Annotated in this window: 19 protein-coding genes; 8 read left to right on the top strand and 11 right to left on the bottom strand. The window is 59.6% G+C overall.

The features are described from left to right. The first annotated feature begins 100 nt into the window (after nt 1-100). Nucleotides 101-1,540 carry a DUF1501 domain-containing protein gene (locus BGE01nite_RS10575; RefSeq protein WP_146850416.1) on the top strand — a complete coding sequence of 480 codons (1,440 nt, stop codon included), beginning with the start codon at nt 101-103 and terminating at the stop codon, nt 1,538-1,540. A 41-nt stretch (nt 1,541-1,581) separates the two neighbouring features. Next, nucleotides 1,582-2,832, top strand: coding sequence for a competence/damage-inducible protein A (locus tag BGE01nite_RS10570; protein WP_146850415.1), 1,251 nt, complete (start codon nt 1,582-1,584; stop codon nt 2,830-2,832). A gap of 200 nt (nt 2,833-3,032) precedes the next feature. Here BGE01nite_RS10570 and ispG read toward each other — a convergent pair whose 3' ends face one another. Both ispG and sucC read right to left on the bottom strand, forming a co-directional pair. Continuing rightward, nucleotides 3,033-4,838, bottom strand: coding sequence for a (E)-4-hydroxy-3-methylbut-2-enyl-diphosphate synthase (gene ispG, locus BGE01nite_RS10565; RefSeq protein WP_146850414.1), 1,806 nt, complete (start codon nt 4,836-4,838; stop codon nt 3,033-3,035). 725 nt (nt 4,839-5,563) lie between these two features. Continuing rightward, nucleotides 5,564-6,751: an ADP-forming succinate--CoA ligase subunit beta gene (sucC, locus tag BGE01nite_RS10560; protein WP_146850413.1), complete on the bottom strand. Its 1,188-nt coding sequence runs from the start codon at nt 6,749-6,751 to the stop codon at nt 5,564-5,566. Nucleotides 6,752-7,040: 289 nt separating this feature from the next. Here sucC and BGE01nite_RS10555 point away from each other — a divergent pair, with 289 nt between their 5' ends. The 4 genes from BGE01nite_RS10555 to BGE01nite_RS10540 all read left to right on the top strand — a co-directional run bounded on the left by BGE01nite_RS10555 (nt 7,041) and on the right by BGE01nite_RS10540 (nt 10,903). After that, nucleotides 7,041-7,532: a hypothetical protein gene (locus BGE01nite_RS10555; protein WP_218032953.1), complete on the top strand. Its 492-nt coding sequence runs from the start codon at nt 7,041-7,043 to the stop codon at nt 7,530-7,532. Nucleotides 7,533-7,635: 103 nt separating this feature from the next. Next, nucleotides 7,636-8,589, top strand: coding sequence for a D-2-hydroxyacid dehydrogenase (locus tag BGE01nite_RS10550; RefSeq protein ID WP_146850412.1), 954 nt, complete (start codon nt 7,636-7,638; stop codon nt 8,587-8,589). Between the two features lie 132 nt (nt 8,590-8,721). Beyond that, a complete protein-coding gene (locus tag BGE01nite_RS10545; protein WP_146850462.1) occupies nt 8,722-10,029 on the top strand; it encodes a putative DNA modification/repair radical SAM protein in 1,308 nt (435 codons plus the stop codon). A 7-nt stretch (nt 10,030-10,036) separates the two neighbouring features. Then, nucleotides 10,037-10,903: a TIGR03915 family putative DNA repair protein gene (locus BGE01nite_RS10540; protein WP_146850411.1), complete on the top strand. Its 867-nt coding sequence runs from the start codon at nt 10,037-10,039 to the stop codon at nt 10,901-10,903. A gap of 14 nt (nt 10,904-10,917) precedes the next feature. On the opposite strand, the gene BGE01nite_RS10535 is transcribed toward BGE01nite_RS10540, so the two are convergent. From BGE01nite_RS10535 to BGE01nite_RS10515, 5 genes are all read right to left on the bottom strand, one after another. After that, nucleotides 10,918-11,760 (bottom strand): acyl-CoA desaturase, encoded by an 843-nt coding sequence (locus BGE01nite_RS10535; protein WP_146850410.1) that lies wholly within the window; start codon nt 11,758-11,760, stop codon nt 10,918-10,920. Nucleotides 11,761-11,879: 119 nt separating this feature from the next. Next, nucleotides 11,880-13,304 carry a DUF1501 domain-containing protein gene (locus tag BGE01nite_RS10530; RefSeq protein WP_146850409.1) on the bottom strand — a complete coding sequence of 475 codons (1,425 nt, stop codon included), beginning with the start codon at nt 13,302-13,304 and terminating at the stop codon, nt 11,880-11,882. A gap of 91 nt (nt 13,305-13,395) precedes the next feature. Beyond that, on the bottom strand, nt 13,396-13,806 hold the full coding sequence (locus BGE01nite_RS10525; protein ID WP_146850408.1) for a GxxExxY protein: 411 nt from the start codon (nt 13,804-13,806) through the stop codon (nt 13,396-13,398). Between the two features lie 117 nt (nt 13,807-13,923). Continuing rightward, complete coding sequence (locus tag BGE01nite_RS10520) at nt 13,924-16,839, bottom strand: DUF1553 domain-containing protein (RefSeq protein ID WP_218032951.1); 2,916 nt, start codon at nt 16,837-16,839, stop codon at nt 13,924-13,926. Nucleotides 16,840-16,958: 119 nt separating this feature from the next. Further along, nucleotides 16,959-18,902 carry an adenylate/guanylate cyclase domain-containing protein gene (locus BGE01nite_RS10515; protein ID WP_146850407.1) on the bottom strand — a complete coding sequence of 648 codons (1,944 nt, stop codon included), beginning with the start codon at nt 18,900-18,902 and terminating at the stop codon, nt 16,959-16,961. 163 nt (nt 18,903-19,065) lie between these two features. On the opposite strand from BGE01nite_RS10515, the gene BGE01nite_RS10510 reads away from it, so the two are divergent. Continuing rightward, nucleotides 19,066-20,802, top strand: coding sequence for an acyl carrier protein (locus tag BGE01nite_RS10510; protein ID WP_146850406.1), 1,737 nt, complete (start codon nt 19,066-19,068; stop codon nt 20,800-20,802). Nucleotides 20,803-20,937: 135 nt separating this feature from the next. On the opposite strand, the gene BGE01nite_RS10505 is transcribed toward BGE01nite_RS10510, so the two are convergent. Then, on the bottom strand, nt 20,938-21,903 hold the full coding sequence (locus BGE01nite_RS10505; protein WP_146850405.1) for a 3-keto-disaccharide hydrolase: 966 nt from the start codon (nt 21,901-21,903) through the stop codon (nt 20,938-20,940). 142 nt (nt 21,904-22,045) lie between these two features. Here BGE01nite_RS10505 and BGE01nite_RS10500 point away from each other — a divergent pair, with 142 nt between their 5' ends. Continuing rightward, the gene (locus BGE01nite_RS10500; RefSeq protein WP_170266719.1) at nt 22,046-23,098 is read left to right on the top strand and encodes a type IV pilus twitching motility protein PilT; all 1,053 of its coding nucleotides are present in this window, start codon (nt 22,046-22,048) and stop codon (nt 23,096-23,098) included. 167 nt (nt 23,099-23,265) lie between these two features. On the opposite strand, the gene BGE01nite_RS10495 is transcribed toward BGE01nite_RS10500, so the two are convergent. The 3 genes from BGE01nite_RS10495 to rsgA form a co-directional block, all read right to left on the bottom strand. After that, nucleotides 23,266-23,859: a hypothetical protein gene (locus BGE01nite_RS10495; RefSeq protein ID WP_146850403.1), complete on the bottom strand. Its 594-nt coding sequence runs from the start codon at nt 23,857-23,859 to the stop codon at nt 23,266-23,268. A 99-nt stretch (nt 23,860-23,958) separates the two neighbouring features. Next, nucleotides 23,959-24,549 carry a sulfocyanin-like copper-binding protein gene (locus BGE01nite_RS10490; protein ID WP_146850402.1) on the bottom strand — a complete coding sequence of 197 codons (591 nt, stop codon included), beginning with the start codon at nt 24,547-24,549 and terminating at the stop codon, nt 23,959-23,961. 275 nt (nt 24,550-24,824) lie between these two features. Then, entirely contained in the window at nt 24,825-25,943 is a 1,119-nt protein-coding gene (gene rsgA / locus BGE01nite_RS10485; protein WP_146850401.1) for a ribosome small subunit-dependent GTPase A, read from the bottom strand. Between the last annotated feature and the right edge of the window lie 18 nt (nt 25,944-25,961).

The following is a 25,961-nucleotide window of genomic DNA, read 5'->3' as shown; positions in this document are numbered from 1 at the left end:
AAGTAACGGACATCTTTTGGGCGGTATCAGACGCGGGGTGAATGTTCTGGTCTTAAATGCGGACCAGCAAGAGTCTAAAGGGGGTGGCGTATTTATCGCCATGCCGCTCTATCATCCAGCGAGTCGTCGCGATGTGTTGCAGGCCGGAGCGATCAGTCTGCTCGGCCTGGGGATGAATCATCTCACGGGATTGCGGGCGCTGGCAGCGCCTGGAGCAGCAGTGGCGGAGCCGCGAGCGAAGTCGGTGATCTACATCTTTCTTTCCGGTGGGCTGGCGCAGCAGGAGAGTTTTGATCTGAAGCCGGATGCACCGATGGAGGTGCGCGGTGAGTTTAAACCGATCCGCACTCGCACGCCGGGCGTGCATATCTGCGAGCATCTGCCGCGGCTCGCGAAGCTTTCCAACAAGTGGTCGCTGGTGCGTTCGCTGACGCATGGGAACAGTGATCACTCACAGGGGCATCATGTGATGCTCACGGGGCGCACAGACATTCCGCTGGGCTTTGATCCTTCGAAGCCGAAGAAGTCTGATCATCCGAGCATTGCCGCGCTGGCCACGGCACTGCTGCCGAAGCGGAAGGATAATCTGCCGCCTGCGGTGGTGCTACCGGACAAGCTGGTGCATCGCACCGGGCGCACGCTGGCAGGGCAGTTTGCGGGCACGCTGGGGGCGCAGCATGATCCGTGGTTCTTGGAAATGTCCCCTTATCATCCGAAGCACTATGGGGCCTTCCCGCAGTATCTGTTTCATCATGAACGCGGCTTTGAGACGGATGATGCGCTGCAGTTCCGCGCGCCGCATTTGTCATTGCCGCAGGGGCTGTCGCTGGATCGTGTGATGGATCGTGTGTCGCTGAGGAACTCGCTGGAACAGCAGACGGAGAATCTCACGGAGCTGGCCGGTGACACGTCGTTTGATTCGTATCGGCAGGCGGCGGTTTCACTGCTGGGGAACAAGAAGGTGCATGAGTCCTTTAACCTCGACAAGGTGGATCCGAAGATGCTGGACCGCTATGGCAGGCACAGCTTTGGCTGGAGCCTGCTGATGGCGAAGCGACTGCTGGAGAGTGGTGTGCGCATGGTGCAGGTGAACCTGGGGAACAACGAGACCTGGGACACGCATCAGGCGGCATGGCCGAACCTGAAGAACTTTCTTTTGCCGCCGATGGATCAAGCGGTGAGTGCACTGATTGAGGATCTGGATGCGAGCGGGCAACTGGATGAGACGCTGATCGTGATGGGGAGTGAGTTTGGCCGCACGCCGAGGATCTCCTCCATCACCAAAACGGCGCTGCCGGGGCGTGATCACTGGGGGCATGTGCAGAGTGTGATGCTGGCGGGTGGCGGCATCCAGGGTGGACGAGTGATCGGAAGCAGTGACAAGATCGCTGGGTATCCGGCGAGTGATCCGCAGACGCCGGAGAATCTCTCGGCGACGATCTATGAGGCGCTGGGACTGCCGAGGGAGCTGATGTGGCATGACTTCACGGGGCGGCCGCAGCCAGTGTATCATGGGGCACCGATTCCGGGGCTGGTGTAAGCGGGAAACCGTGCCATGCTGGGGTTTCCAACGACTCCCCCATGCGCATCGAACTCGTTAACACTGGCGACGAACTCCTTCTCGGCGACACCATCAACACCAACGCGGCCTGGCTGGGCCAGCAGATCGCGGCGCTCGGGCTCATGGTGTCCCGGCATCTGGTGGTTTCTGATGGAGCGGTGATCAAGGATGCCATCGCCGAAGCGGCGGGGCGCTCGGATGTGGTGCTGGTGTCCGGTGGGCTTGGCCCAACCAATGATGATCTCACACGGGAGTCGCTGGCGGAGCTGCTGGGGCTGCCTTTGGAGCTGAATGAAGGCATCAAGACGCATCTCGAGGCCTATTTTGCCAAGCGGAACAAGGTCATGGTGTCCTCGAACCTGAAGCAGGCGATGGTGCCGCGAGGCGCGGTGGTGCTGGACAATCCTTTTGGCACGGCGCCGGGCTTGTATTTCCCGGCGGAGCTGAGTCACTCGCGTGGATGGGACACGCATTTCTTTTTGATGCCCGGTCCACCGCGTGAGCTGAAGCCGATGATGGAGACGCTGGTGGAGCCGAAGCTGCGCTCGCTGCTGCCGGATGGTGCGAGCCGGGCAATCCGTTACTTCAAAGTCACGGGACTCGGTGAGTCAGACATCGTGGAGCGTGTGGAGAAGAAGCTGGAGGCGGTGCCTGGGCTCATTTTGGGATATTGCATCCGCCAAGGCGATGTGGATGTGCGGCTTTCGGGACAGCCGGGGCCGGTCGAGGCTGGCACGGCGATCGTGAATGAGCATCTCAGTGATCACATCATCTCCACGGATCGTCGCTTGATGGAAGAAGTGGTGGTCCAGGAGCTGGCGAAGCGTGGTCAGTGGCTGGCCACGGCGGAGTCGTGCACGGGCGGATTTCTGGCGAACCGCATCACGGATGTGAGCGGAGCCTCACGCGTGTATGGGCATGGATTCATCACGTATGCGAACGAGGCGAAGACGAAGCATGTGGGAGTTCCCTCAGAGTTGTTGGAGCAGCATGGCGCGGTGAGTGAACCTGTGGCACGGGCGATGGCTGAGGGGGCTTTGAAGGCTTCGGGCGCGGATCATGCGCTGTCGCTCACAGGCATAGCCGGGCCGACGGGTGGTAGTGAGGACAAGCCGGTGGGCACGGTGTTCATCGGGCTGGCCTCGAAGGATGCGGAGACTCGGGTGATCAAGGCCTTCTTCCCGGGCATGCGGGACCGGTTCAAGCTGCTGGCGAGCCAGACGGCGCTGGATCTTTTGAGAAGGCGGTTGTTTGGGTTGAGACTGGGGTGAACGCTGCGGCAATGACGAATGACGAAGCTCGAATGACGAACTTTGTCTGCATGGGCGTGCCTTTGGGGGCGTGCGTGCGGCACCCTCTTGGCGGAGGGTGGGCGTGACATGGCGCACGAGCGGTGTCGCCGAGGCACGGTGGCCCGTGCCTCTCTGCCACCGCACTCCGGGACGCTTCGCGACTTCGACGCTGCTTTTCGTTAGGCGGCGATGGGGGCGTCGAACCAGCGGTTGTGCTCTTTGATGAGGTCGACGAGGCGCTGGACGGCTTCCTCCTCGGGGATGTTGAACTTCACGGCGGTCTTGCCGACGTAAAGATTGATCTTGTTAGGCGCGCCGCCGACGTAACCGAAGTCGGCATCGGCCATTTCGCCGGGACCATTGACGATGCAGCCCATGACAGCGATGCGGACGCCTTTGAGGTGGCCAGTGGCTTCGCGGATCTTTTGGGTGGTGTTCTGAAGATTGAAGAGCGTGCGGCCACAGCTCGGGCAGGCGACGTAGTCGGTCTTGAAGATGCGGACGCCGGCGGCCTGGAGGATATTGTAGCTGACGCGCAGGCTCTGGCCGGGGGCGGATTCGCCCTGGACGATCACGGCATCGCCGATGCCATCGCAGAGCAGGGAGCCGATGTTCGTGGCGCCACGGAGGAGATTGGCGAGGAAGTCGGACTCGCTAGAGGAGTCGATGTTGTTGCTGGCAACGGTGAAGGTGTCCTTGAGGAGGATGGGGTGACGACTATCCAACTTTGCGGCAAGCAGACGGTAGGCGTGGATGGGAAGCAGAGGGCAGCCATCAATAACTGTCACAAGCTTGGCTTCGACGGAAGTGTTGACGGTCTGGATGGCGGCATCATCACGAGGATCGAGGGAAACGACACCGGCGTCCTCGATGACGACCTCGGGTTTGTAGTCGCCGAGCTTGTCGATCTTATGTGCGAGAGCATTCCACTTGGCACGTGAGGTATAGACGGGCACGGTGGCGCCCTGGCCGACTTCAACGCCAGCGATCAGCAGCCTGTTCGTGGCGCGGCGGCTGTAGCTGAAGGGATCATAGCTGATGGGAGGTGCGTCTTTGACGAGGACATCTTTGTCCGAAGAGACCTGGCTCTGCACAGACGCGACGAGGGCGCGTGCGACGGGGATTTCGTGGATGGCATCTTCGGTGAGGGAGACGCGGATGGTATCGCCAATACCGTCGGCGAGCAGGGAACCGATGCCGATGGCACTCTTGATGCGGCCGTCTTCGCCATCGCCAGCTTCGGTGACGCCGAGATGGATCGGGTAGTTCCAATCGCTACCGAGGGCATTGAGATGCGAGACGAGCAGGCGATAGGCCTCGATCATCACCTTCGGGTTGCTGGCCTTCATCGAGAAGAGGAAGTTATGGAAGTCATTCGCTCGAGCGATGCGGGCGAACTCGAGGGCGCTCTCCACCATGCCGTGTGGGGTATCACCATGACGATTCATGATGCGATCACTCAAGGAGCCGTGGTTGGTGCCGATGCGCATGGCGCGGCCGAGACGTTTGCACTCATCGACGAGGGGCACGAATTGAGCCTCCATGTAGGCGACTTCCTCGGCGTATTCCTCGTCGGTGTATTCCTTGACGGCGAACTTCTTTTTGTCGGCGTAGTTGCCGGGGTTCACGCGGACTTTCTCCACCCATTTGACGGCCTCCATGGCGGCGTCGGGTTTGAAGTGGATGTCGGCGACGAGTGGCACATCACAACCGGCCGCGCGGATGCCATCGCGGATGTTCTGGAGGTTCTCGGCGATGACGCGGGTCTGGGCGGTGACTCGGACGATCTCGCAACCCACGCCTGCGAGCTCCAGGGCCTCTTTCACGCAGGAATCCGTATCGCGGGTATCGCTCGTGAGCATGGACTGCACACGGATGGGATTGTTTCCACCGATGCCGACGTTTCCGACCATGCAGACGCGGGTTTCACGGCGCTGGTAGTGGTAGAGGTCGGGGCAATAACGAAGGGCTTGGGTGGAAGTCATCGGAGGGATGGTATGAAAGCCGAACGGGGGCGGTGTGCAATGGGGAAGGTGGGGATGAGGGGAGATGGAGTTTTGGAGTTCTGGAGTGGTGGAGTTTTGGAGTGGTGGAGTTTTGGAGTGGTGGGGGACTGCACTAGGCAGGGAAGCGAAGGGCCGATATAACTTTGGAAATATGATGAAAATGCTTCTGGCCAGCTTCGTGGTGCTTCTCAGCGCCTGTACAACACATCAGGTTGGAAGGGATGACTTTATTGACCTACAGTGCAAAGTGGTCTCACTGAGGCCGAAGACAAAGCTTCGGGTAACTGGAACTCCAGTGCTCGACAGCTGGCGAACTCTTTCCGGGCTCAAAATGCATGCTGACGGCGAGAGTTTAGTTCTTGAGCCCGTCATGAAGATCTCCTTGAATGAGCCCGTTATGCCTCTGTGTCCTGATGGAATGCTGGCTCTTGAATTTTGGCTGCCAGATTCGACCCGACGTGTTGTCCTGGGGCCGAAGAGGACGGTGATTTTTGAGCGTCCAGAAAGACCGGCTCTACAACAAGATCCCCTGGTCGTCCCCAAACCGTCAGACCGGATAGGAGATCTTTTCCCCGTCACTTCAGGGCTACGGCGTGGTGACAACTTTCTCAGCGAATTGGATTGAGGAAGCGATTTGCAAAAGAAAAAGGGCCGGGAGATGATCCCGGCCCTTGAAGAAGGGTATGTTGACGAATCGTTGAGGCTTACGCCTTGCCCACGGCGGCGACGATCTTCGTAGCGGCGTCGGTGAGGCCGTCGGCGCTGGTGATGGCGAGGCCGCTGTCGGCCAGGGTCTTCTTGCCGGCTTCGACGTTGTTGCCTTCCAGGCGGACGACGAGCGGGATGTTCAGGGAGACTTCCTGCGCGGCGGCGATGATGCCGTTGGCGATGATGTTGCAGTCCATGATGCCACCAAAAATGTTCACCAGGATGCCCTTCACGTTGGGATCGCCGAGGATGATTTTGAAGGCGGCTGTGACCTGCTCCTTCGTGGCGCCACCGCCGACATCGAGGAAGTTGGCAGGCTCACCGCCGTGGAGCTTGATGATGTCCATGGTGCTCATGGCAAGGCCGGCACCATTGACGAGGCAGGCGATGTTGCCATCGAGACCGATGTAGTTCAGACCGAACTCGCTGGCGGCGACTTCGCGAGGATCCTCCTCGGAAGTGTCACGCATGGCGACGACGTCCTTCTGACGGTAGAGGGCGTTGTCGTCGAAGTTGAACTTGGCATCAAGGGCCACGACCTGGTTGTCGGTGGTAATGGCAAGCGGGTTGACCTCGACGAGGGAGCAGTCGCTCTTGAGATAAAGGTTCCAGAGAGCGGAGAAGAGCTTCACGGCCTGATTGGCGAGAGCGCCGGTGAGACCGAGCTCAGCAGCCACTTTGCGGGCCTGGTAGGCCTGGAGACCGATGGCAGGATTGACGAACTCCTTGATGATTTTTTCAGGGGTCTTCTCGGCGACTTCCTCGATATTCATGCCGCCTTCAGTGCTGGCGATGAGGGCGTGGCTGCTGCTGCCGCGATCAAAGAGGATGGCGAAGTAGTATTCCTTGGAGATGTCCACGGACTTCACGACGAGCACCTTGCTCACCAGTTTGCCTTCCGGGCCGGTCTGATGGGTCACGAGGGTCTGGCCGAGCATCTTGCCCGCGATTTCCTGGGCTTCAGCGGTGGTATTGATGACGTGCACGCCGCCTTTGAAGCCATTCTTGAAGGTGCCTTTGCCACGGCCGCCGGCGTGGATCTGGGCTTTCACCACGAGACCTGCACCGCCCAGCTCAGCGGCGATCTGGCCTGCTTCCTCGGCGGTGGAGGCGACCTTCCCTGGAGGGGTGGCGACGCCGAATTTGGTGAAGAGTTCTTTGGCCTGGTATTCGTGGATGTTCATGGGGGAGTGGGGAAAAGGCGCCAGGGAAGCGGTTTGAAGCAAGGGCCGTTCCCAAAGAGGCGCGAGCATAGAAGGGCAGGGCAGGTGGTCAAGCCGGGCAGGATGAATATTTGCTGCTGCAATCCCCCATTTTTTTAATCGGAGATCGTGGGGGCGCGCCGTGAGTGTTTTAACCGCAGATGACGCAGAGAGCTCAGATGGGGACTTTGAAGGTGCTTTTAGCCGGAAACTTGGGGGCGGATGAGGCGTTTGATTGAGCGGCTTTGTCTGTCAGAATGCCACACACTCTATGAGAACTACCTTTCTGCTTTTTGGTGCCTTGATGGTCCTTGGATCTGCCTCGCTGAGCGTGGGGCAGGAGGTGAAGAAGGAGGGAGTGGAAACCACTGGTGGTGCAGCGCAGGAGGCTCTGGAGGCGGAGTTCATCAAGACGATGACGAATGCGACGATGAGCGGGCGCTGGTCGGGCATCAAGGAAGGTGAGCTGACGCCGGAGAAGACGGACAGCTATGAGATCATCAGCGTGTCCAAGGTCAGTGGCGACAACTGGCTGATCAATGCGCGCATCCGCTATGGGAAGCTGGACCTGGTGGCGCCCATTCCGCTGCAGGTGAAGTGGGCGGGAGACACAGCGGTCATTTGTGTGACGGACATGCTGATTCCGGGCAGCGGGACTTACAGTGCGCGTGTGCTCATTTATAAGGGGACGTATGCCGGCACCTGGAGTGGTGGCGGACATGGCGGGCTGATGAGTGGATTGATAGCGCCGACGAAGAAGTGATGTGGTGGTGGTCACTCTGGTCCGGCGAATTAACCAGCGGTCAGTGCAAATCCAGCGTTGCCTGCGGGTGGCATCTCCGCATCGTCGGGGCTCACTTTTATTTATGAAGATCGTCCTGCTCGACGCCCACACTGCCAATCCTGGAGATGTCTCCTGGTCCGCCCTGGAAGCCATCGCCCCCTGTGAGATTTATCCACGCACGCCGCTGGCGGAGACGGTGGCACGCTGTGCGGATGCGGAGATCGTGATCACGAACAAGGCGCCGCTGACGCGCGAGATCATCGGAGCACTGCCGAAGCTGAAATACATCGGCGTGACGGCCACGGGCTATAACATCGTGGATGTGGCTGCCGCGAAGGAGCGCGGGATTGTGGTGGCGAATGTGCCTGGGTATGGATCGCCCGCGGTGGCGCAGCTGGTGTTCGCGCTCCTGCTGGAGCTGGCGAATCATGTGGGGCATCATGCGCGGACGGTGCGTGAGGGACGCTGGGCGGAGTGCCCAGACTTCTCCTACTGGGACTTTCCGGTGGTGGAGTTGCAGGGGCGTACGCTCGGCATTATTGGTTATGGCGATATCGGCAGCTCTGTGGCACGCATCGCGCTTGGTTTTGGCATGAAGGTGCTGGCCAGCAAGCGTGAGTGGAAGACGCCACCTCCTGAAGGTGTGACCCCGGCGAGCATTGATGAAGTCTTCGCGCAGAGTGATGCGATCTCGCTACACTGCCCGCTGACGGACGCGACAAAGCATCTGGTGAATGAGCGCACGCTGGGGCTGATGAAGTCCTCAGCTTTCCTGATCAACACGGGACGTGGTCCGTTGATCGATGAAGAGGTGCTGGCAAAGGCGCTGAATGAAGGTCGCATCGCCGGTGCAGGTCTGGACGTGCTGAGCGTGGAGCCGCCGAAGCCGGGGCATCCTCTATTCACGGCGAAGAACTGTCTCATCACTCCGCACATCGGCTGGGCCAGCCGTGAGGCGCGAGTGAGACTGATCGATGCCACGGCCTCCAATTTGCGGGCGTTCCTGGATGGGAAGCCGGTGAATGTGGTGGGGTGAAGCTGAGAGCCTAGAGTTAGATCGAAGAGTCTGAGCTACCAGGGCAAGTTGCCCTGGAGACTTTGAAATCGGTGCTGAACACTATCAGCGAATGTGACAAATGAACAGTAAGTGTTACTGTTCATTTGAATGATGGAGCTGAATCGCAAACTCGAGATCCTGGCCGATGCGGCGAAGTATGATGCTTCGTGCGCGAGCTCGGGGGCGGCGAAGAAGGACTCGCGAGGGAGCACGGGGGTGGGATCGACGGGCGGGATGGGGATCTGCCATAGCTTCACGCCCGATGGGAGGTGTGTTTCGCTGCTGAAGGTGCTGCTGACGAATGTCTGTCTCTATGACTGCCACTACTGCATCAACCGGCGGTCGAGCAATGTGCAGCGGGCGAGGTTCACGCCGGAGGAAGTGGTGAAGCTAACGCTGGATTTTTATAAGCGGAATTACATCGAGGGGCTGTTTCTGAGCAGCGGCATCGTGCGCAATGCGGACTTCACGATGGAGCAGGTGATCGAGGTGGCGAGGCAGCTGCGGGAGGTGCATCAGTTTCGCGGCTACATTCATCTGAAGACGATTCCGGAGGCTTCGCAGGAACTGATTGAGAAAGCGGGGTGGTACGCGGACCGGATCAGCATCAACATTGAGCTACCGACTCAGGCGGGCCTGGACAAGCTGGCGCCCGAGAAGAACCTGAAGAATACGACGCAGGCGATGGGTGGGATTCGTCGACGGATCGAGGAGACGGTGGCGGCGAAGAAAGAGGCGCAGCAGGTGCGGAATCGGCCACGGGCTGCAGCGCCAGTGTTTGCGACGGGGCAGAGCACGCAAATGTTGGTAGGCGCGGACAGCTCGGATGACGCGCTGGTGCTGACTCGGGCGGATGAGCTGTATCGCGACTATCGGCTGAGGCGTGTCTATTACAGCGGGTTCAGTCCGATCCCGGAACCGAGTGTGCTGCTGCCGATCAAGGCTCCGCCGCTGGTCCGGGAGCACAGGCTGTATCAGGCGGACTGGCTGCTGAGGTTTTATGGATTCAATGTGCGGGAGATCGTGCCGGTGGCGCATCCGCATTTGGATCTGGAGCTGGATCCGAAGCTGTCCTGGGCGCTGAGGAACCGGGACGTTTTTCCGGTGGATGTGAATCGTGCCTCGCGCGAGATGCTCTGGCGCATTCCAGGTCTGGGCACGATGAATGTGGCGCGTATTCTGGCAGCGCGCAGGCATGGCAGGCTGCATCTGGCGGATCTCCTGCGCATGGGGATCCGGCTGAAGAAAATCATGCCCTTCATCATCGCCGCGGATCATGTACCGAGGGCGAGTCTGCTGGAAGGCGATCAGCTCCGGCAGCGCTTTCTTCCGGCTCCCAAACAGATGGAGCTGAACTTTCACAACCCACCACCCGCGACGCCGGAGGATGCGCTGATGGCGCGCAGCGGGCAGCTTTAAAGCAATCATGGTTAGAGCGATCATCGAACCGAACTATGCGGCCTGGCGTGACAAGGCGCGGGAGATGCTGGGGGCGCATGTGCGGCCGCATGAGGTGGACTGGTGTGATGCGACGCAGACGGGGAGTCTGATGATGGAGGAGCCGGGCTTACCGCGGTTCGTTGATCCCAGCGAAGTGAAGGTTCCGGCGGAGTTTCTGAAGCTGGCGGCAGGAGTGTGTGCGCACACGGATGAGCGGAGATTTGCGATCTTGTATCGGCTGCTGTTTCGGATCACCCGAGGTGGCGAGAGGCATCTCATGGATCATCCGGCGGATGCTGATATGACCCTGTGCCGTGGCTGGACGAAGGCGGTAGGACGGGACGTCCACAAGATGCATGCCTTTGTGAGATTCCGGCTGGTGGGAGTGAATGAGGAGACGGGCAGGGAGCAGTTCGTGGCCTGGTATGAGCCGGAATTCCGGATTTTGCGCATGGCGAGCTCGTTCTTTGAGAAGCGGTTCGCGGGCATGGACTGGTCCATTTTGACACCGGATGAATGCGCGCATTGGGATGGGCATGCGCTGAGCTTTAGTCCTGGTGTATCACGGCTGAGTGTGCCGGATGCGGATGCGCATGATGATCTGTGGCGCACCTATTACCGGAGTATTTTCAATCCGGCACGGCTCAAGATCCAGGCCATGAAATCAGAGATGCCGATGAAGTTCTGGAAGAACCTGCCAGAGGCGAGGATCATCCCGGATCTGATCAGCGGAAGCTCTCTGCGGGTGGAGGAGATGCTGGAGGAGCCGGAGCGGCCGGTGAAGCCGATGCCGAACAATGAATACATCAAGGCCCTGCACGCGAGACGCCTGCAGGGCCCTGGAGAATCTTGAATGGAGAGGTGGGATCAGCCGAGGGAAGCGGTGGCTTCCTTGCCGGTCAGCACGCGCTGCGAAGGCTCTTTGATCTCGTGGACGATGCCCACGAATTTCAGCATGCGCAGCACATAATAAGTGGGGTCGATCTCCCACCAGAAGAAGCCCTGGCGTGCGCAGTGCGGGTAGTAGTGGTGATTGTTATGCCAGCCTTCGCCCAGAGTCAGAATGGCGAGGATGAAGGAGTTCTTGCTGGATTCGCCGGTCTCATAGCGGCGCTTGCCGAGCAAATGGCAGAAGGAATTGATCGCGAAGGTGGTGTGATACAGGATCACGGTGCTCACGCAGAAGCCCCAGAGCAGACCATTCCAGCCCGTGGTGAGATACAGGGTGAGGGCCAGGACGGCTGGCGGGATGAAATGGTATTTGTCGATGAAGACGAGCTCGGGGAACTTGGTGAGGTCCTTCACGCGCTTGGAGTCATACTCATTGTAGTCGGGGGCGAGGATCCAGCCAACGTGGGCCCAGTAGAAGCCCTGCTGCTTCACGGAGTGGATGTCGTCCTCCTGGTCGGAGTGCTGGTGATGGTGGCGATGATGAGCGGCCCACCAAAGCGCACCTTTTTGCGCGGCGGAGCCACCGAGCCAGGCCAGCACGAACTGGAACCAGCGGGAGGTTTTGAAGGAACGATGGGAGAAATAGCGATGGAAACCACCCGTGATCCCGAACTTGCGGACCAGGAAGAGGACAGCGCAAAGGATGACGCTGGTGAGTGTAGGGGTCACCAGGAACAGCGTGCAAATAGCAGCGATGTGAATGGTGAAAAAGAGCAGGGCTCCAGGGCTTGTATAGGCGGCGACGGCGGTTCTAGGCACGAGATGTCGAGTCTGGGTTGGGGCTGGGGGGAGTCGAGTTTATACTTATTTGCAGGAGAAAATCAACTCCTGGTTCTGGCGGTGGTTTGACACAATGTTGTCACCCGAACAGTTCTCGCTCACGCGACGATGCCTTTCACGAGGTGTCCGTGGACGTCCGTGAGACGGTATCGACGGCCCTGAAACTTGTAAGTCAGGCGCTCATGATCGATGCCCAGCAGGTGGAGAATGGTGGCGTGGAAGTCGTGAATATGCAGGCCGTCTTTGGCCACATTGTAGCCAAATTCGTCGGTTTCGCCGTAGACGCTGCCTGCTTTCACACCGCCGCCAGCCATCCAGGAGGTGAAACAGCGGGGGTGGTGGTCGCGGCCGAAGTTCTCTTGAATTTTACCCTGGCAGTAGTTCGTGCGGCCGAACTCGCCGCCCCAGACGACGAGGGTATCGTCCAGCAAACCGCGCTGCTTGAGGTCTGTCACCAGGGCAGCGGAGGCCTGGTCGGTCTCTTGGCAGAGTTTTGGGAGCGCGTTTGGGAGGCCGCTGTGGTGGTCCCAGTCCTGATGATAGAGCTGGATGAATCTCACGCCGCGCTCGGCCAGTCGGCGGGCCTGGAGGCAGTTGGCGGCGAAAGTGCCGGGGGTCTTTACATCGGGGCCATACATGTCCAGGACGTGCTGCGGTTCATCGCTGATATCGGTGGCTTCGGGGATGCTGCTTTGCATCCGGTAGGCCATCTCATAGTGGTCGATGCGGTTCTGGATCTCCACGTCAGGTGTGCCTGCAAACTGGTGTTCGTGCAGGTCCTTGAGGCGGTCGAGCATCAGGCGACGGCTGGCGGTGCTGATGCCATCGGGATTGCCGAGATAGAGCACGGGGTCCTTGGCCGCGCGGAAGAGCACGCCCTGGTGTTTGGTCGGTAAGAAGCCGCTACCCCAAAGATGTGAGCCGAGGGGCTGGCCGCCTTTACCTTTGGTGATGAGGACGGTGAAGGAGGGGAGGTTGGAGTTATCCGCACCGAGTCCGTAGCTGAGCCACGCCCCCATGCTGGGACGTCCAGCAATCTGGGAACCGGTCTGGAAGAAGGTCACGCCGGGGCCATGATTGATGCTCTCTGTGAACATGGAGCGGATGACGGTGATGTCATCTGCGATGCCGGCGGTGTGCGGGAGCAGCTCGGAGAACCATCCGCCAGCCTGGCCATGCTGAGTAAACTTGAAGGGGGAGCCCACCATCGGAATGGAAGACTGATTGCCCGACATGCCGGTGAGGCGCTGGGTGCCGCGGACGGAGTCGGGAAGCTGTTCTCCATGGCGTTGGTTCAGGAGCGGCTTGTGGTCATAGAGGTCGAGGTGAGACGGGCCTCCTGACATGAAGAGGTAGATGATGCGCTTGGCCTTCGGCTGCCAATGGGTGGAGCCGAGCGAGCCGAGATCAAGGGAGGGTGCTGCCGCTGCGCCTTGAGCCTGCTCTTTCATGAGCATCTCAGCCAAGGCCACACCACCGAGGCCCATGCCGAAGCGGTTAAGCACATCGCGACGGGTAATCATGGAAGCGGACTTTTTTAACCACTGATGTTCACTAATGGGCACTAATGGTTCAGACATGGCAGGGGACAGGGTTGGGTTGGAGGAACAAAATTTAGAGAGCGAATCGTCTCCACTCGACGGTCTTGAGGGGAGCTAGATTGATGAGGTAGCCGACACGTTTTCCGGTCAGGCGCATGTAGTTGAAGAGCTGCGATTCATGTTCGGGCAGCAGCTTGGAAACAGCTTTCAGTTCGACGATGATGCCATCATGGACATAGAGGTCAGGGACGTAGCGACGTTGAAGTTCGATCCCCTTGTAGAAAAGAGCGATCTCCTGCTTGGCGGTGAACGGGATGCCTCTAATACGAAGCTCCTTCTCCAGACTCTCCTGATATACTTCCTCCGCAAGGCCGCCGCCGACTTCGTTGTGTACTTCAAAAGCCGCAGCCATGAGCTCGTAGCCCTCTTTCTTGAAGAGATCTCCGTAGGCTTGGGTGATCTGACTCTTTTTGCTCAAGTTCATGGCAATCAAGACATAACTAACAATCTCCATCGGCCGAGGACGGCCTTATCAGGTTCAGCTGGCTCGGAACATAAGTGCTCATCAGTGTCTATTAGTGGTAAAAAGATCTGGTTATTCTCAGCGTTTCACCACGCAGGCGTCGTGGTTCAGCAGGGCTTGGGCGAGGATGGTGGCGGCGGCGGATTCGGGGAGCGGGATGGACTTGTCGTGCGGAGTGTTGCCGGGCTTCAAGAGTGCTTCAGCCTCGGTGGAGGTGGCTTTGAAATGGGTGAGCTGCTCTTGGTAGAGTTGAGTGCAGATCTCGCGCTCCCTGGCATCGGGCGGGCGGCTGAGGCAGCGCTGGAAACCCAGTTCGATCATTTTGGTTAGGTCGCCTCTCGTTTCGCGGTGCAGGGTCTCTCCGAGAACGCGGGCGGCTTCGACGTATTGGATGCCGTTGAGGAGAACCAAGGCTTGCAGCGGGGAGTCGGTGCGCTCGCGTCTTGAAATGCAGACGGCTCGGCGCGGTGCGTCAAAGGCGACCATCGCCGGAGGTGGGCTGGTGCGGCGCCAGTTGGAGTAAAGGCTGCGGCGATAGACGGTATCGCCTTTGCCGGGCTCCACAGGCTTGAAGGCCTCGGTCATTTCATAGGTATGGACGGGCGGACCGCCGAGGGTGAGTTTGAGCAGGCCTGCGGCGGCGAGGGCATTGTCACGGATCATCTCGGCGGGCAGGCGGAAGCGCGGACCACGCGCGAGCCACTGGTTGTCGGGATCGTCGGTCATGGTCCTGGCATCGGCGAGGCTTTGCTGGAGGTAGACACGGCTGGTGACGATATCGCGAATGAGGGCTTTCATGTCCCAACCGCTCTGGATGAACTTCACGGAGAGGTGGTCGATGAGCTCGGGGTAGAGCGGCTTCTCACCCTGGCTGCCGAAGTCCTCCGTGGTCTTCACAAGACCACGGCCAAACAAACTTTGCCACAAACGATTCACAGTCACTCGGGCGGTAAGAGGCTGCTCGGGGGCAGTGAGCCAGCGGGCGAAGCCGAGGCGGTTCTTCGGCGAATCCTTGGGGAAGGGGGAAAGCCATGCTGGGGTGACCGGGCCAGTCTCCTCGGCGCGTTTGTCATACTCGCCACGTGTGAGGATGTAGGCCTTTTTGGGCTCGGGCAGCTCGCGCATGACCATCATTTCCTTTTGGGCATCTTGGAGGGCGTAGAGTTCGGTTCGGGCTGCTTTCAGCTCATCGCTTGGAGGAGCGTGGCGGGAGACGTCGACATTAAAGATGCGGAGGTCATCGATCATGCCGCCTTTGAAGCCGCGATCGCGGAAGCGCTCGCCGAGGCTGATGTTATCACCACCACCACCGAGGATGGTCTTGGTGAGGGAGTCGCGGATGATGTCCACCTCGGCGAGTTTGCCATTCACGTAGAGATGCAGGCCGGAGGCGCGGCTGCTGCCATCATTCGTGATGGTGACTTGTGTCCATTCGTTGAGCTTGAGCGGTTCTTTGGCGCGGATGGAGATGGCATTTCCGGGCCAGAAATGGATGAGCGACCACTTCAATTTCCCTTCCTCGATCAGCAGTTCGTAACCACGGCTGGCGGCATCAGTCCAGGCTCGTGAGCGATGCAGGACGACGGCGCGATCTTTGACATCGGGTGTCTTCAACCACAGCGAAATGCTGAAGGGCTCCTCGCGCTTGAAATTGCCGAGCGGGGTGTCGACAGCGTCATCACCCGTGAACTGGAGGGCCTGGCCGACCTTGCCTGCGGCGAGCTTGTTCTCGCCTTTGAGTGTGGCGGATGCTTTGGCATCCTCAGCGTGCAGTACATCCGCGAGCTTGTTGTTCTTCAGTTCATCGAAGGTGAAATGCGCCACTTCACCTTGCTCGAGATCCGGAGCCTCGAGAGGCTTGCCAACGGCTTGTTGTTCCAAGGTGGCGACCTTCTGTTTCAAGCCGGTCATCTTGTCCTTAGTGACCGCATCCATGAGCATCATGGCCGGGGTCGGTGGTGAGGGTGTGAAGTAGGAGTAGAGGCCTGCTTCATCGATGTTTTGGAACATGGAGAAGAGGCCGTAGTACTCACTCTGCGCGATGGGATCAAACTTGTGATCATGACAGCGGGCGCATTCGAAAGTGAGGCCGAGGAAGGCGGTGGCCACCGTCTGCACACGATCGGCGACATACTCGACGCGATACTCCTCCTCCACGCTGCCACCTTCACTCTCCTGCTGATGCAGACGGTTGAAGGCGGTGGCGAGCACCTGCTCATCCGTGGGATTCGGCAGCATGTCACCGGCGAGCTGCCAGGTGATGAACTGGTCATAGGGGAGGTTGTCATTGAAGGCTTTCACCACCCAGTCACGCCAGGGCCAGACCTCGCGCTCACGATCGACCTGGAAGCCGTAGCTGTCGGCATAGCGGGCCATGTCCAGCCAGTCCAAAGCCATGCGCTCACCATAGTGCGGCGAGGCAAGAAGACGTGTGACGAGCTTGTCGATGGCAGCCTTGGAGTCCTTCGCGTGATCAGCGACGAAGCTTGTGACTTCCTCAGGTGTCGGTGGCAGGCCGGTAAGATCAAAGGAAAGCCTGCGCACCAGAGTCTCGGGCGTGGCTTCAGTCTGGAGTGTGAGTCCGCGTGACTGCAGGCCATCCGTCACGATTTTATCAATGGTTAGGCCTTTGAGGGCTTCAGGCTTCAGCGGGATGAAGGACCAGTGGGCCTCATACTCGGCGCCTTCGCTGATCCATCGCCTGAGTGTGGCGATCTCGGCAGGGGTGAGTTTGCCGAGCTTCGACTTAGGCGGGGGCATGGCCTCGTCCGAATCATCGGAGAGGATGCGCTCGAGGATCATGCTCTTGTCCGGCTGGCCGGGTGTGATGTGTCCATCTTTGACGGCGGCCTCGCGGACATCGAGCCGCAGATCAGCCTCGCGCTTCTTGCTGTCAGGGCCATGACAGTGAAAGCATTTGTCAGAAAGGATGGGGCGGATGTCCCGGTTAAATTGCAGCTTCCCAGCAGCCAAGGCCGTTCCGGAGAACGCCATGATCAGGGCTAGGAATGGGGCTGGAGATCGATGAAGCATCACCGTCAAAGTACGCGGAACTTGCATGCCCTATTCCGGCAAGTCTGTGTCTGATCGTGACACGCGGGGGGTAACCAACCTCAAGTGATCCGGTAGGGCTGCACGGCCTCGGAGAATCCTTTGAGCTGCATGACAGGCAGGGGATGGCTGGTGATGCTGCCATTGAGCACCTGGACGGTGGCTGGGTCGGCGATGATCTCCCCAGGCTGGGCGATGCTGCACAGACGTGAGGCCAGATTTACATAGTGGCCGAGTACCGTGTAGTTCAGGCGCCTGTCAGACCCCATGCAGCCGGCCACCACCATGCCCGTGGCGAGGCCAATGCCCGTTTCCATGGGATGCTTGGCGGAGGCATTGAGCTCACGACGACGCAACTGCATGGCCTGGGCGCACCTGACGGCGCGCACGGTGTCATCCTCAGTGTCCTCCGGCGCACCGAAAAGCACCATGATCAAGTCACCGACAAACTTGTCCACCGTGCCACCGTGAGCATAGGCCACGTCCGTCAGCGCGGTCATGTGCTCGTTCAGCAGCTCGATGACATCATGCGGCGGCATCTTTTCAGTGATGGCGGTGAAGCCGCGAATGTCACAGAAGAGCATGGTGACCTGCCGCAGTTCACCGCGCAGCGCGCCGGGGTTTTCGATGAGGCGATCTGCCACGGTCCGGTCAGCGACAGTGTGCAGCACGCTGCGGTATTTCTCCTGCAGCGCCAGTCCGGCGGCCATGTCATTGAAGGCATGGGCCACCTGGCCAAACTCATCTTTAGTGACGGGCACACGCACGTCATAATTTCCGCGTTCAATCTCCTGGGTGGCATCCACGAGCCTGCGCACCGGACCGGAAAGACCGCGTGAGGCGAGAGTGACCCAGAGCAGGGCAATGGCGAGTGCCAGGGTGCCCAGCGCGATGGCACTGCGGCGCAGATCCTTGATCTCACCATGCAGCGGTGCCAGCGAGTAGAAGTTCACCTGGGCCGCCTGGGGAAATGGGCTGCCTGGATTCAGCACTCGGTAGATCAGACGGTGCTGGACACCATCAATGGGCATGAGGATCTCACGATGATCCTTGTCCGAGCGCTTCATCGACTGCTCCACGGCCGCAGCCACGATCGGCTTCACATGGTCTGGCACGGTGCTGGAGACTAGTTTTCCCTCCACGTAGACCCCGCCCATGATCTCCCCAAATTCGCTGCGCCGGGTTTGCTCATAGAGCACGCGGTCCGCCAGCGCGGGCAACGGCAGGCCAAAGGCAAAGGCACCGAGAAACTGCTTCGTTTCCGGATCACGCACAGGCGTGACGAAGACCTCGCGCACCTGCTCGCCCCGGCGCTCGCCAGCCTCCACCAGAAGGTAACCGACTTGCTGGCCGTTGAGCACGTCCTCGAAGTTGCCCTTGCCCAGCCAGGGAATCCTGGTGGACTTGCGGCTCACCGCCTCGGTCTCCGTGGGACGAGGCGTGAGATTTCTTGGTCCTGGCCCCGGAGACCTTTTCGAATTCAACACAAAGTCGCCCTTGGCATTCACCAGTTCGATAAACGGCGATGTGCCGCCACCTCCAGGTCCATTTCCGGGCGGTCCTGGGCGCTGAAAAAGATCCCGACGCCTGCCGACGTCATCGGTGAGTGGGTTCTCGAGCCTCGGGCCTGATTGAGACCGGTGGTCTGCCCGCGCGTCCAACCGCACTGGCAGCATGGCAAACTCACTCTGCAGGCGCTCCTGGGCCAGGGACTCCAGCAGCGGGCGCAAGGCCCCTCCAGCGGCATAAAAATCACCGTCCTGCATGTCTTTGATTACCTCCTTGTTCTGGGCCATGCGGTCCAGAACGGTGGAGAGTGCCTCGAAACGCTTGTTCTTCGCCTGGGTCACAGCGCTGATCTGCGCCTCAAACTGCTCCTCAAAAAGCCGTTGGTAGGTGGCGCTGAACTTCCACTCTGAGAGCAGCAGAACACCGGTCGTCACCCCGGCCACGATCGGGAAGATCGATAGGATGAGTCTGGCTCTGAAGGTGGAAAGGCACTTCATGCTCTGTGGATGGTCTGAAATGTCCAACCCTGCGTCGAGGAGAAAGTTGGGAGGTTTTCATCAGGGAAACCCTGATTTTATCTGCCCCTGATTTGTCTCTCCATGATCGCCTGCTTGACCCTCCCTCAGGTGCCCCTACTATCGCGCGCTCCATTGCTCTCGAATGCCTGCTTCTGAAACTCTCGCCCAGCTCGAACTCCGCGTCCTAGATCTCGTCCGCAATGAGGTGCTTCAGACACCCCCGGGCTTCACTGTCGAGTCAGACCTTTTTGAAGCAGGACTGGACTCCATGGCGATCATGCAGCTCCTGCTGCTTCTGGAAGAGCATTTTGGCGTGGCCATCCCGGTGGGCAGTGTCTCCCGGGCGAACTTCAAGAATGCCCGGGCCATCGGGGCGCTGCTGGTGGCGCAGGGATATGAGGTGATCGCTAGCAGCGAGCCGGAGACGTCACCAGCACCAGCGGCTGAACCGACGAAGGTTGACGCCGCTCCTGCTCCAGTTTCCGTGCCAGCACCTGCGCCCCAGACATCCTCCTTTATTCCCCAGCAGAAGCTGAGCACGCTGCCACTGCGGGACTGTGACTTCTTCACGCATGCCTTTGACGAGATGCTGCGCAAAGCGGGGCAGGGTGGTCACATCGCCCATTCCTTCATTGAGCTGGACCGCATCCCGGATGTGAGCGCCTTGAAGAAGCTGCTGATCGAGCTGCCCGGACACTTCCCGTTTCCCATCTTCACCGCGCAGTTGAAGCAGCCCACCTTCTTCTCTCTGCCGCGCTGGGAGCCAGCGCGCTTCCCGCGTCCGATAGAGCTGCATCTCTGGTCGCAGACAGGATCTCCTGGCAAGCTCTATGATGATGGCGCGGTCGAGTTTCTGGACCTGCAGACCAAGCTGGATGACATCATCAACACCTCCCTGCCGCAGTATGACGATGGCTGGATGAACGTGCGCTTTGATCTTGTGGAGAAAGCGGACGGCGCCTGTGTCCTCGTCTTCTCATGGAGCCATCTGATCATGGACGGCATCGGCGCCGAGTTCTTCCTGGTCGAGCTCAACCGTCTCCTCGGCGGCGGTGGCGAGCCCGTGCCGGCTTTTGACCTCACGGACATCTATGATCAACGTGGCTGGGGTGACCGCTGGAAGACGGCGAAGGTCATGCCAACCTTCTTTGACTCGGTGATGGACAAGCCCTTTGAAGCGCTGGGTTCCGCGAAGCTTTCCGAAGGTCGTGCGCACTTCCAGGTCATCACGCTGACCGAAGCGCAGACGATGGAAGCCGCGAAGCGCAGCGCTGAGATTTCCGGCCCGCTTATCAACATGCCCTTTCATCTGGCCTGCGCCATGCGCGCGCATCAGGCCGTGTTCACGCATCGCGAGATCAAGCCGGAGTCCCTCATGTGCTGCGTGCCGATCCAGGTGCGCAAGAAGGGCACGCGCGGCCCGCTGTTTCAGAACCATCTCACGATGTTCTTCTGCAACCTGCTGGCCAAGGACCTGACCACGATCGAGGCGGCCTCGAACTCTCTGCACCAGCAGCACACGCGCTTCATCAAGGACAAGATCGGTGATGCCTTCCGTGACCTGATGTGGATGATGCGCCCCATGCCGCCGTGGCTGCACATGTTTTTCATCAACTTCCACATGAAGGGCAAGTTCAGCTCCTTCTACCATTCGAACACCGGTGTGTTCGCACCTGAGCTCACCCGCTTTGCCGGTGCCGCGGTGACGAATGCCTACCATGTGCCGAGCTTCTCTGATCCTCCAGGAACGGGCGTCTTCGCGAACGAGAAGAACGGCCGTCTGGTGCTGACGCTGTGCTGGCGCGAAGGCACCCTCAACGAGCAGGAGCGCCGCATCTTCATCGACCAGCTGATGGGAGATCTGGGAACGAAGGCGTGACTTGATGGATGCGCACCGAAGGTGGTGTTTAACTGCTTTTCGTTAGGCAAATAACCCGTGAATCAACGAAAAGGCCCGCCTCATTGCTGAAGCGGGCCTGATGCCAGTTTTAAAGAAGGGCGCGAACCGTGTGGTTCACTTCACGACGGGCGTGAGAACCATGTTGCGGTAGTCCACGTTGGTGTGGTCTCCCTGGAGGTAAATGGGGCCTGGCTTGAACTCATCGCTGGTCATGGCACCACCGGTGCAACCGAGCACGGGCTGGTTGTCGATGATGGTCTTGCCATTGAGGATGACGGTGAGGTGACGGTCGACGAGAGTGATATCAAGCGACTGCCATTCGCCGATGGCCTTCTCCGCGTTCACGCTGGGAGTGATGCGGCTGTAGAGCGCGCCCATGTGGTGGGAGTCCAGCGGCTTGCCGAAGCTCTCCATGACCTGCACTTCATAGATGCCGCGCAGGTAGATGCCGCTGTTGCTGTTCTCCTGGGTGCGGACCTCGGTCTTCAAATTGAAGTCCTCGAACTCAGCATCCGTGCGCAGGTTGCCGAAGTGCTTGTCCTTCTCCTTCACCACGCGGTTCTGCAGGATGCCATCGACCACGCTCCAGCCGTTGTCGGCTTCTTTCAGGAGGCGCCAGCCGGCGAGGTCCTTGCCGTTCAGAAGCGGGATCGGAGCGCCATACTTGACCTTGGAGAGATCAGGCTTCGCCGGGATGGCAGGGATGCGCTTGCCGGTGAATTCGGCTGGCTGGCCCATGGTCTTGCCTTCCGCGTTCTTCTTGGAGGTGCTGAGCTTCAGCGCATCGCCATCAGCTTTCGCGGTGATGGTTTCGGTGGTGACTTTGCCTTCTTTGTTCTTTTGCTCACGGGTGACGATGAGGGTGTCACCTTCGACCTTGGTGGAGGTGGTGGGGACCACGCTGCCGCCGCCCCAAAGAACGCTGGAGGAGAAGGCACCGTCTTTCTCCTCAACGCCCAGCCAGCCCGCGCCACCACCGGGGATGGTCAGAGCCCAGCGGCCGGTGAAAGCGGATTCAGCGCTGGCCACGGAGGCAAAGCTCAGGGCGAGGAGAAGGGATGTGGTGATGGGTCGGATCATAGTGGGGTTGATGACGGTGGAAAGGAACGCGCGTCTTGTCGATCTTTATCGGAGATCGAGTCACCTGAGATGTCAGTTCCGTAAGAATGTTCCAGGATTCACTCTCGACAAAGGACAGCCTGCCAGCTTTGATCCGCGCGCCATGCCCCTTTCTCTCGATGAAATTCTGAATGCAGCGGATGAACATAAGGCCAGTGATGTCTTCCTGATGGAAGGCGAACTGCCCCGCATGAAGATCAACGGCCAGCTCATGCTCTTTGGTGACGAGCCCATGCAGCTCAATCAGATGGTCGGTCTCTGGCAGGCCTGCGGCGTCTCGCCCGAAGGTGATAATGACAAGGACTCCGGCCTCGTGTCATCCAGCCACACACGCTACCGCGTGAATTTGCACAAGGCCATCGGCCGCCTGGGTGTGGTCATGCGCCGCATCCGCACGGATCTGCCGGTGCTGGGTAACTTGGGTGTGCCGGACTGGCTGCTCACCAAATGGGCCATGAAGACCCGCGGCCTCATCCTGATCACCGGCCCGACCGGCATGGGCAAGAGCACCACCATGGCAGGCTTGCTGCAGTGGATGAACGAGACCTGCGCGCGGCACATTGTGACGATCGAAGACCCGATCGAGTTCATGTATCCGAACAAGTCCAGCATGTTCACCCAGCGTGAGGTGGGACGCGATACATCGAGCTATGCACGCGGTGTGCGTGCCGCCATGCGCCAAGCTCCGGACGTGATCATGGTCGGTGAGATTCGCGATCTCGAAACTGCGCTGACGACGCTGCAGGCCAGTGAAACCGGTCACCTCGTGCTGGCCTCCATCCACAGTGACAGCGCGGTGGATGCCGTGGACCGTCTCGCCCATCTCTTCCCGCCAGAGCAGTCCGCGTTGGGCCTGCATCTGCTTTCCCAGCAACTCATCGGAGCTCTCTGCCAGAAGCTACTTCCACGAGTGGATGGAGCCATGCACCTCGTCGTGGAGCATCTCGAAAACGGTGGCGCGGTGAAGCAATGGATCGCCAAGCAGGACATCGAAAACATCCGCACCTACATGCAGCGCGGCAACGACCCAAACTGCTGCACCTTCCTGACCAACATTGTGCGTGCGTATGAAGCGGGCTACATCTCTGAAGCAGAGGCCATCAGCGCCTGTGGTAACGAGGTCGAGTTCAAGCGCGCGGCTCGAGGGATCTCTTGATGATTGTTGCAGGGTGACCGTGTTCCGCGATGCGGAACCGGTCGTCTCTGCGAAGCTTGCAAAACGTGGGATACGCGAACGTGAGTTCTTGGATCAATCGGACAAGGCTGGAGGTATCCACCTCATCGGGGACGAGAGGGCTCCGCCGCCCTCGTGCTACGGCGTGATTACGCTTTCAAATGATCCACAATGATTTGGGACCAAGTCTCGAGCTGGTCACGCATGGCGCGGAGCTCGCCGAGGGTAAAGAACTGCAGGTCCTGGATAGCGTCCTCATTTGACTTCACCTCATTGCTACTGAGCTCAAAACGATGCACCACACCGAGGTGCACGCTGCCGACCTCGCTGGAATCATCATTGATTAGGCCAATCACTTCCTGCGTGTGGGTGCCGCCAATGACGAGCTCCTCGGTGATCTCACGCTCGATGCTGTTAAAATACATGGACTCGCCGAGGCCGTCATGGCTCTGGTCCACGGGATTGATGTGCCCGCCGATGCCCACGCTGCGTTTGGACACGAGGCGCTTCTCACCGCTTTTGCCACCGCGGGTGTAGCAGAGGTAGCGGCCATCATGATGGAAGATGGAATAGGGGATCAGCTGCTTGTGCGTCGGGTCCAGCTCAGCCGCAGGGCGCTCCATGAAGAAATTCGCCCCCGGGGCCAGCATGGCGGTCAAGTATCGGTCCACCTCAGGCTGGAAGCCTTGAAAACTGCCGAGTTGGTCGAGGAGGGCGCGGGTGATGACGAGAACGTGTTCCATGAGAGAAAGAGGTGCGCGAGAGTGCGCGGCATGGGAGCCGGGTCAATCACGCAGCACATGAAGCCGGAGTTTTTCTGGGAGCAAAAGCCCTCGATGCGCTTACTTCACCTCTTTCGCCGGCTGGTCGCCCAGCTGCAGGGTCGGCACCTTGGCATCAGCGCTGACATTCAGGCTGATCCAATGTCCAGCCACGCCATGGGAAGGGAAGCCACAGGCCAGGGCATATTCACCGGCCTCGTCTGCCGTGAAGCTGAACTCAGACTTGCCCATGGTCTGACCCACAAGGTGTTTCGGGCTCGCACCGCCCTTGAACCAAGGCTCGGCGATCTGCAGCTTCTTCGTGTCCGGCTTGTCGATCACGATGGCGCTGTGCGGCACCGGGCTGGGATTGATGAAGGTCACATTCACCTTGGTGCCCACGGGGATGGTCAGGATGGCCTTGCCATGCGAGTAGCCATTGAAGTTCATGCCGTAATTCGCCGCATTGAAAGTGGCCACGAGAGTGACCTTCACACTGTTCGGCTCGGTGCCCGGACGCAGCAGGTCGTCCGCAGTGATGCCTTCGAAGAGCTCTTTCTTCAAACCGGGAATCTCCATGCTGTGATCATGGCCCGGGGGTGGCGCGGCAGGAGTCTGGGCCTGAAGGCTAGCAGCAGCAACGAGGAGAGAAAAGCAGAGCGGTCGGATCATGGTGTGGAGGTTGGAGAAAGGGAACGTGGAGGTCAACGCTGATTCGAGGGCTTACCTTCAGCCGGGCGGGAAAATGTATGGGGAGGGTCACGAAAGGTCACCTGAGCGAGGCCTTCAGTCCGCTGCAGGTTGATAACTCTCACAAGGCAGCCTCAGGTCGGTGAGTCATTCAAACCGAAGACGTGGGCACGAATAGCACCCATGAAGGTGGTGAGCCTTGTGTCTGCGGTCGCGATGCTGCGGACTAAAGTCCGCGCCCCTTGGGTCGTTTGGCCTTAGGCGCGTGGTTTGAGGTCGCTCTCGATGTCGATGCGGTCCTCCCGGTTCCGGGCCTTGATCTTGTGATCACGCTTGTGGATGCGCTCCACTGTCATCTGGCGCTTCTTCTGGCGCTTCTTGAGCTGGGCGATCTCATCCTCGAGCTTCAGGAAACCCTCGAGCCGTGCGGCATCGAGAGTGCCGTCCGCCAGGGCGGCACGCAACGCACAACCTGCGTCCTTGCCATGCTTGCAGTCATGATACTTGCACTGCGAGGCGAGGTCTTCGATGTCGGTAAACGACTCGCGTAGAATCGTTTCATTCGTCCACATCTGCACCTCCTTGATGCCTGGATTGTCCACCAGGATGCCGCCGCGCGGCAGGAGGATCAATTCACGTGCGGTGGTAGTATGCCGACCCTTGCCGGTGGTCTCATTGACGTCTCCGACCCACTGCCATTCATCGCCGACGATCTCATTCACCATGGCGGATTTGCCGACGCCACTGGAACCGATCAAGGCCACGGTCACGCCTTTCTTCATGTAACCGCGCAATACTTTGAGACCTTTGTTTTCCAGGACGCTGGTGATGTGGACCTCGCACTCAGGATTGAGCTCGCGGATCTCGGCGGCGGCCTGCTCGTTCTCGGCTTTCGTAAAAAGGTCCGCCTTGTTCAGCACCACCACCGCCTTGGCACCGCTGCGCTTGATAAGCGTGAAGTAGCGCTCCAGACGGCGCAGGCTGTAGTCTGGGCCTGGCTCGGTGATGACCATGACCACATCCGCATTCGCCACCAGCACCTGCTCCTCGCTGCTGTTCCCGGAAGCCTTGCGTGAAAAGCAGGTCTGACGCGGCAAGCGCGCGCGGATGATGGCCTCCGTGCCGGTCACATCCAGGGCGACCCAGTCTCCGACTGCTGGCAGATCAGCATCCGTCTCAGCATCGTGATAAACCTTGCCACCGAGGATGCAGTCCAGCTCATCGAAATCCTTCTCGTCAAAGACGAGACAGCCATAACTAATTTTGTTATCACGCAGCAGCCGTGCAGGCTTCCAGCCCTGTTTGGCATAGGGTTGGAAAGCATCCTCGAAATGACTGTTCCAGCCGAGGTCTTCGCGTGTAATTTTGCGAGGCATGGGATGGAACTTAGTGAG

Origin of the sequence: Prosthecobacter gellanilyticus, from assembly GCF_007992435.1 — a bacterium.
Taxonomy (GTDB): Bacteria; Verrucomicrobiota; Verrucomicrobiia; order Verrucomicrobiales; family Verrucomicrobiaceae; genus Prosthecobacter; species Prosthecobacter gellanilyticus.
The sequence above is the reverse complement of the archived record's forward strand: the minus strand, read 5'-3'. Positions and strand labels throughout refer to the sequence as shown.

Excerpts from the sequence above, each read along its gene's own strand:
- BGE01nite_RS10575 (WP_146850416.1), top strand. The coding sequence starts at position 101 with ATGCCGCTCTATCATCCAGCGAGTCGTCGCGATGTGTTGCAGGCCGGA.
- BGE01nite_RS10570 (WP_146850415.1), top strand. The coding sequence starts at position 1,582 with ATGCGCATCGAACTCGTTAACACTGGCGACGAACTCCTTCTCGGCGAC.
- ispG (WP_146850414.1), bottom strand. The coding sequence starts at position 4,838 with ATGACTTCCACCCAAGCCCTTCGTTATTGCCCCGACCTCTACCACTAC.
- sucC (WP_146850413.1), bottom strand. The coding sequence starts at position 6,751 with ATGAACATCCACGAATACCAGGCCAAAGAACTCTTCACCAAATTCGGC.
- BGE01nite_RS10555 (WP_218032953.1), top strand. The coding sequence starts at position 7,041 with ATGAGAACTACCTTTCTGCTTTTTGGTGCCTTGATGGTCCTTGGATCT.
- BGE01nite_RS10550 (WP_146850412.1), top strand. The coding sequence starts at position 7,636 with ATGAAGATCGTCCTGCTCGACGCCCACACTGCCAATCCTGGAGATGTC.
- BGE01nite_RS10545 (WP_146850462.1), top strand. The coding sequence starts at position 8,722 with ATGGAGCTGAATCGCAAACTCGAGATCCTGGCCGATGCGGCGAAGTAT.
- BGE01nite_RS10540 (WP_146850411.1), top strand. The coding sequence starts at position 10,037 with ATGGTTAGAGCGATCATCGAACCGAACTATGCGGCCTGGCGTGACAAG.
- BGE01nite_RS10530 (WP_146850409.1), bottom strand. The coding sequence starts at position 13,304 with ATGATTACCCGTCGCGATGTGCTTAACCGCTTCGGCATGGGCCTCGGT.
- BGE01nite_RS10525 (WP_146850408.1), bottom strand. The coding sequence starts at position 13,806 with ATGAACTTGAGCAAAAAGAGTCAGATCACCCAAGCCTACGGAGATCTC.
- BGE01nite_RS10520 (WP_218032951.1), bottom strand. The coding sequence starts at position 16,839 with ATGGCGTTCTCCGGAACGGCCTTGGCTGCTGGGAAGCTGCAATTTAAC.
- BGE01nite_RS10515 (WP_146850407.1), bottom strand. The coding sequence starts at position 18,902 with ATGAAGTGCCTTTCCACCTTCAGAGCCAGACTCATCCTATCGATCTTC.
- BGE01nite_RS10510 (WP_146850406.1), top strand. The coding sequence starts at position 19,066 with ATGCCTGCTTCTGAAACTCTCGCCCAGCTCGAACTCCGCGTCCTAGAT.
- BGE01nite_RS10505 (WP_146850405.1), bottom strand. The coding sequence starts at position 21,903 with ATGATCCGACCCATCACCACATCCCTTCTCCTCGCCCTGAGCTTTGCC.
- BGE01nite_RS10500 (WP_170266719.1), top strand. The coding sequence starts at position 22,046 with ATGCCCCTTTCTCTCGATGAAATTCTGAATGCAGCGGATGAACATAAG.
- BGE01nite_RS10495 (WP_146850403.1), bottom strand. The coding sequence starts at position 23,859 with ATGGAACACGTTCTCGTCATCACCCGCGCCCTCCTCGACCAACTCGGC.
- BGE01nite_RS10490 (WP_146850402.1), bottom strand. The coding sequence starts at position 24,549 with ATGATCCGACCGCTCTGCTTTTCTCTCCTCGTTGCTGCTGCTAGCCTT.
- rsgA (WP_146850401.1), bottom strand. The coding sequence starts at position 25,943 with ATGCCTCGCAAAATTACACGCGAAGACCTCGGCTGGAACAGTCATTTC.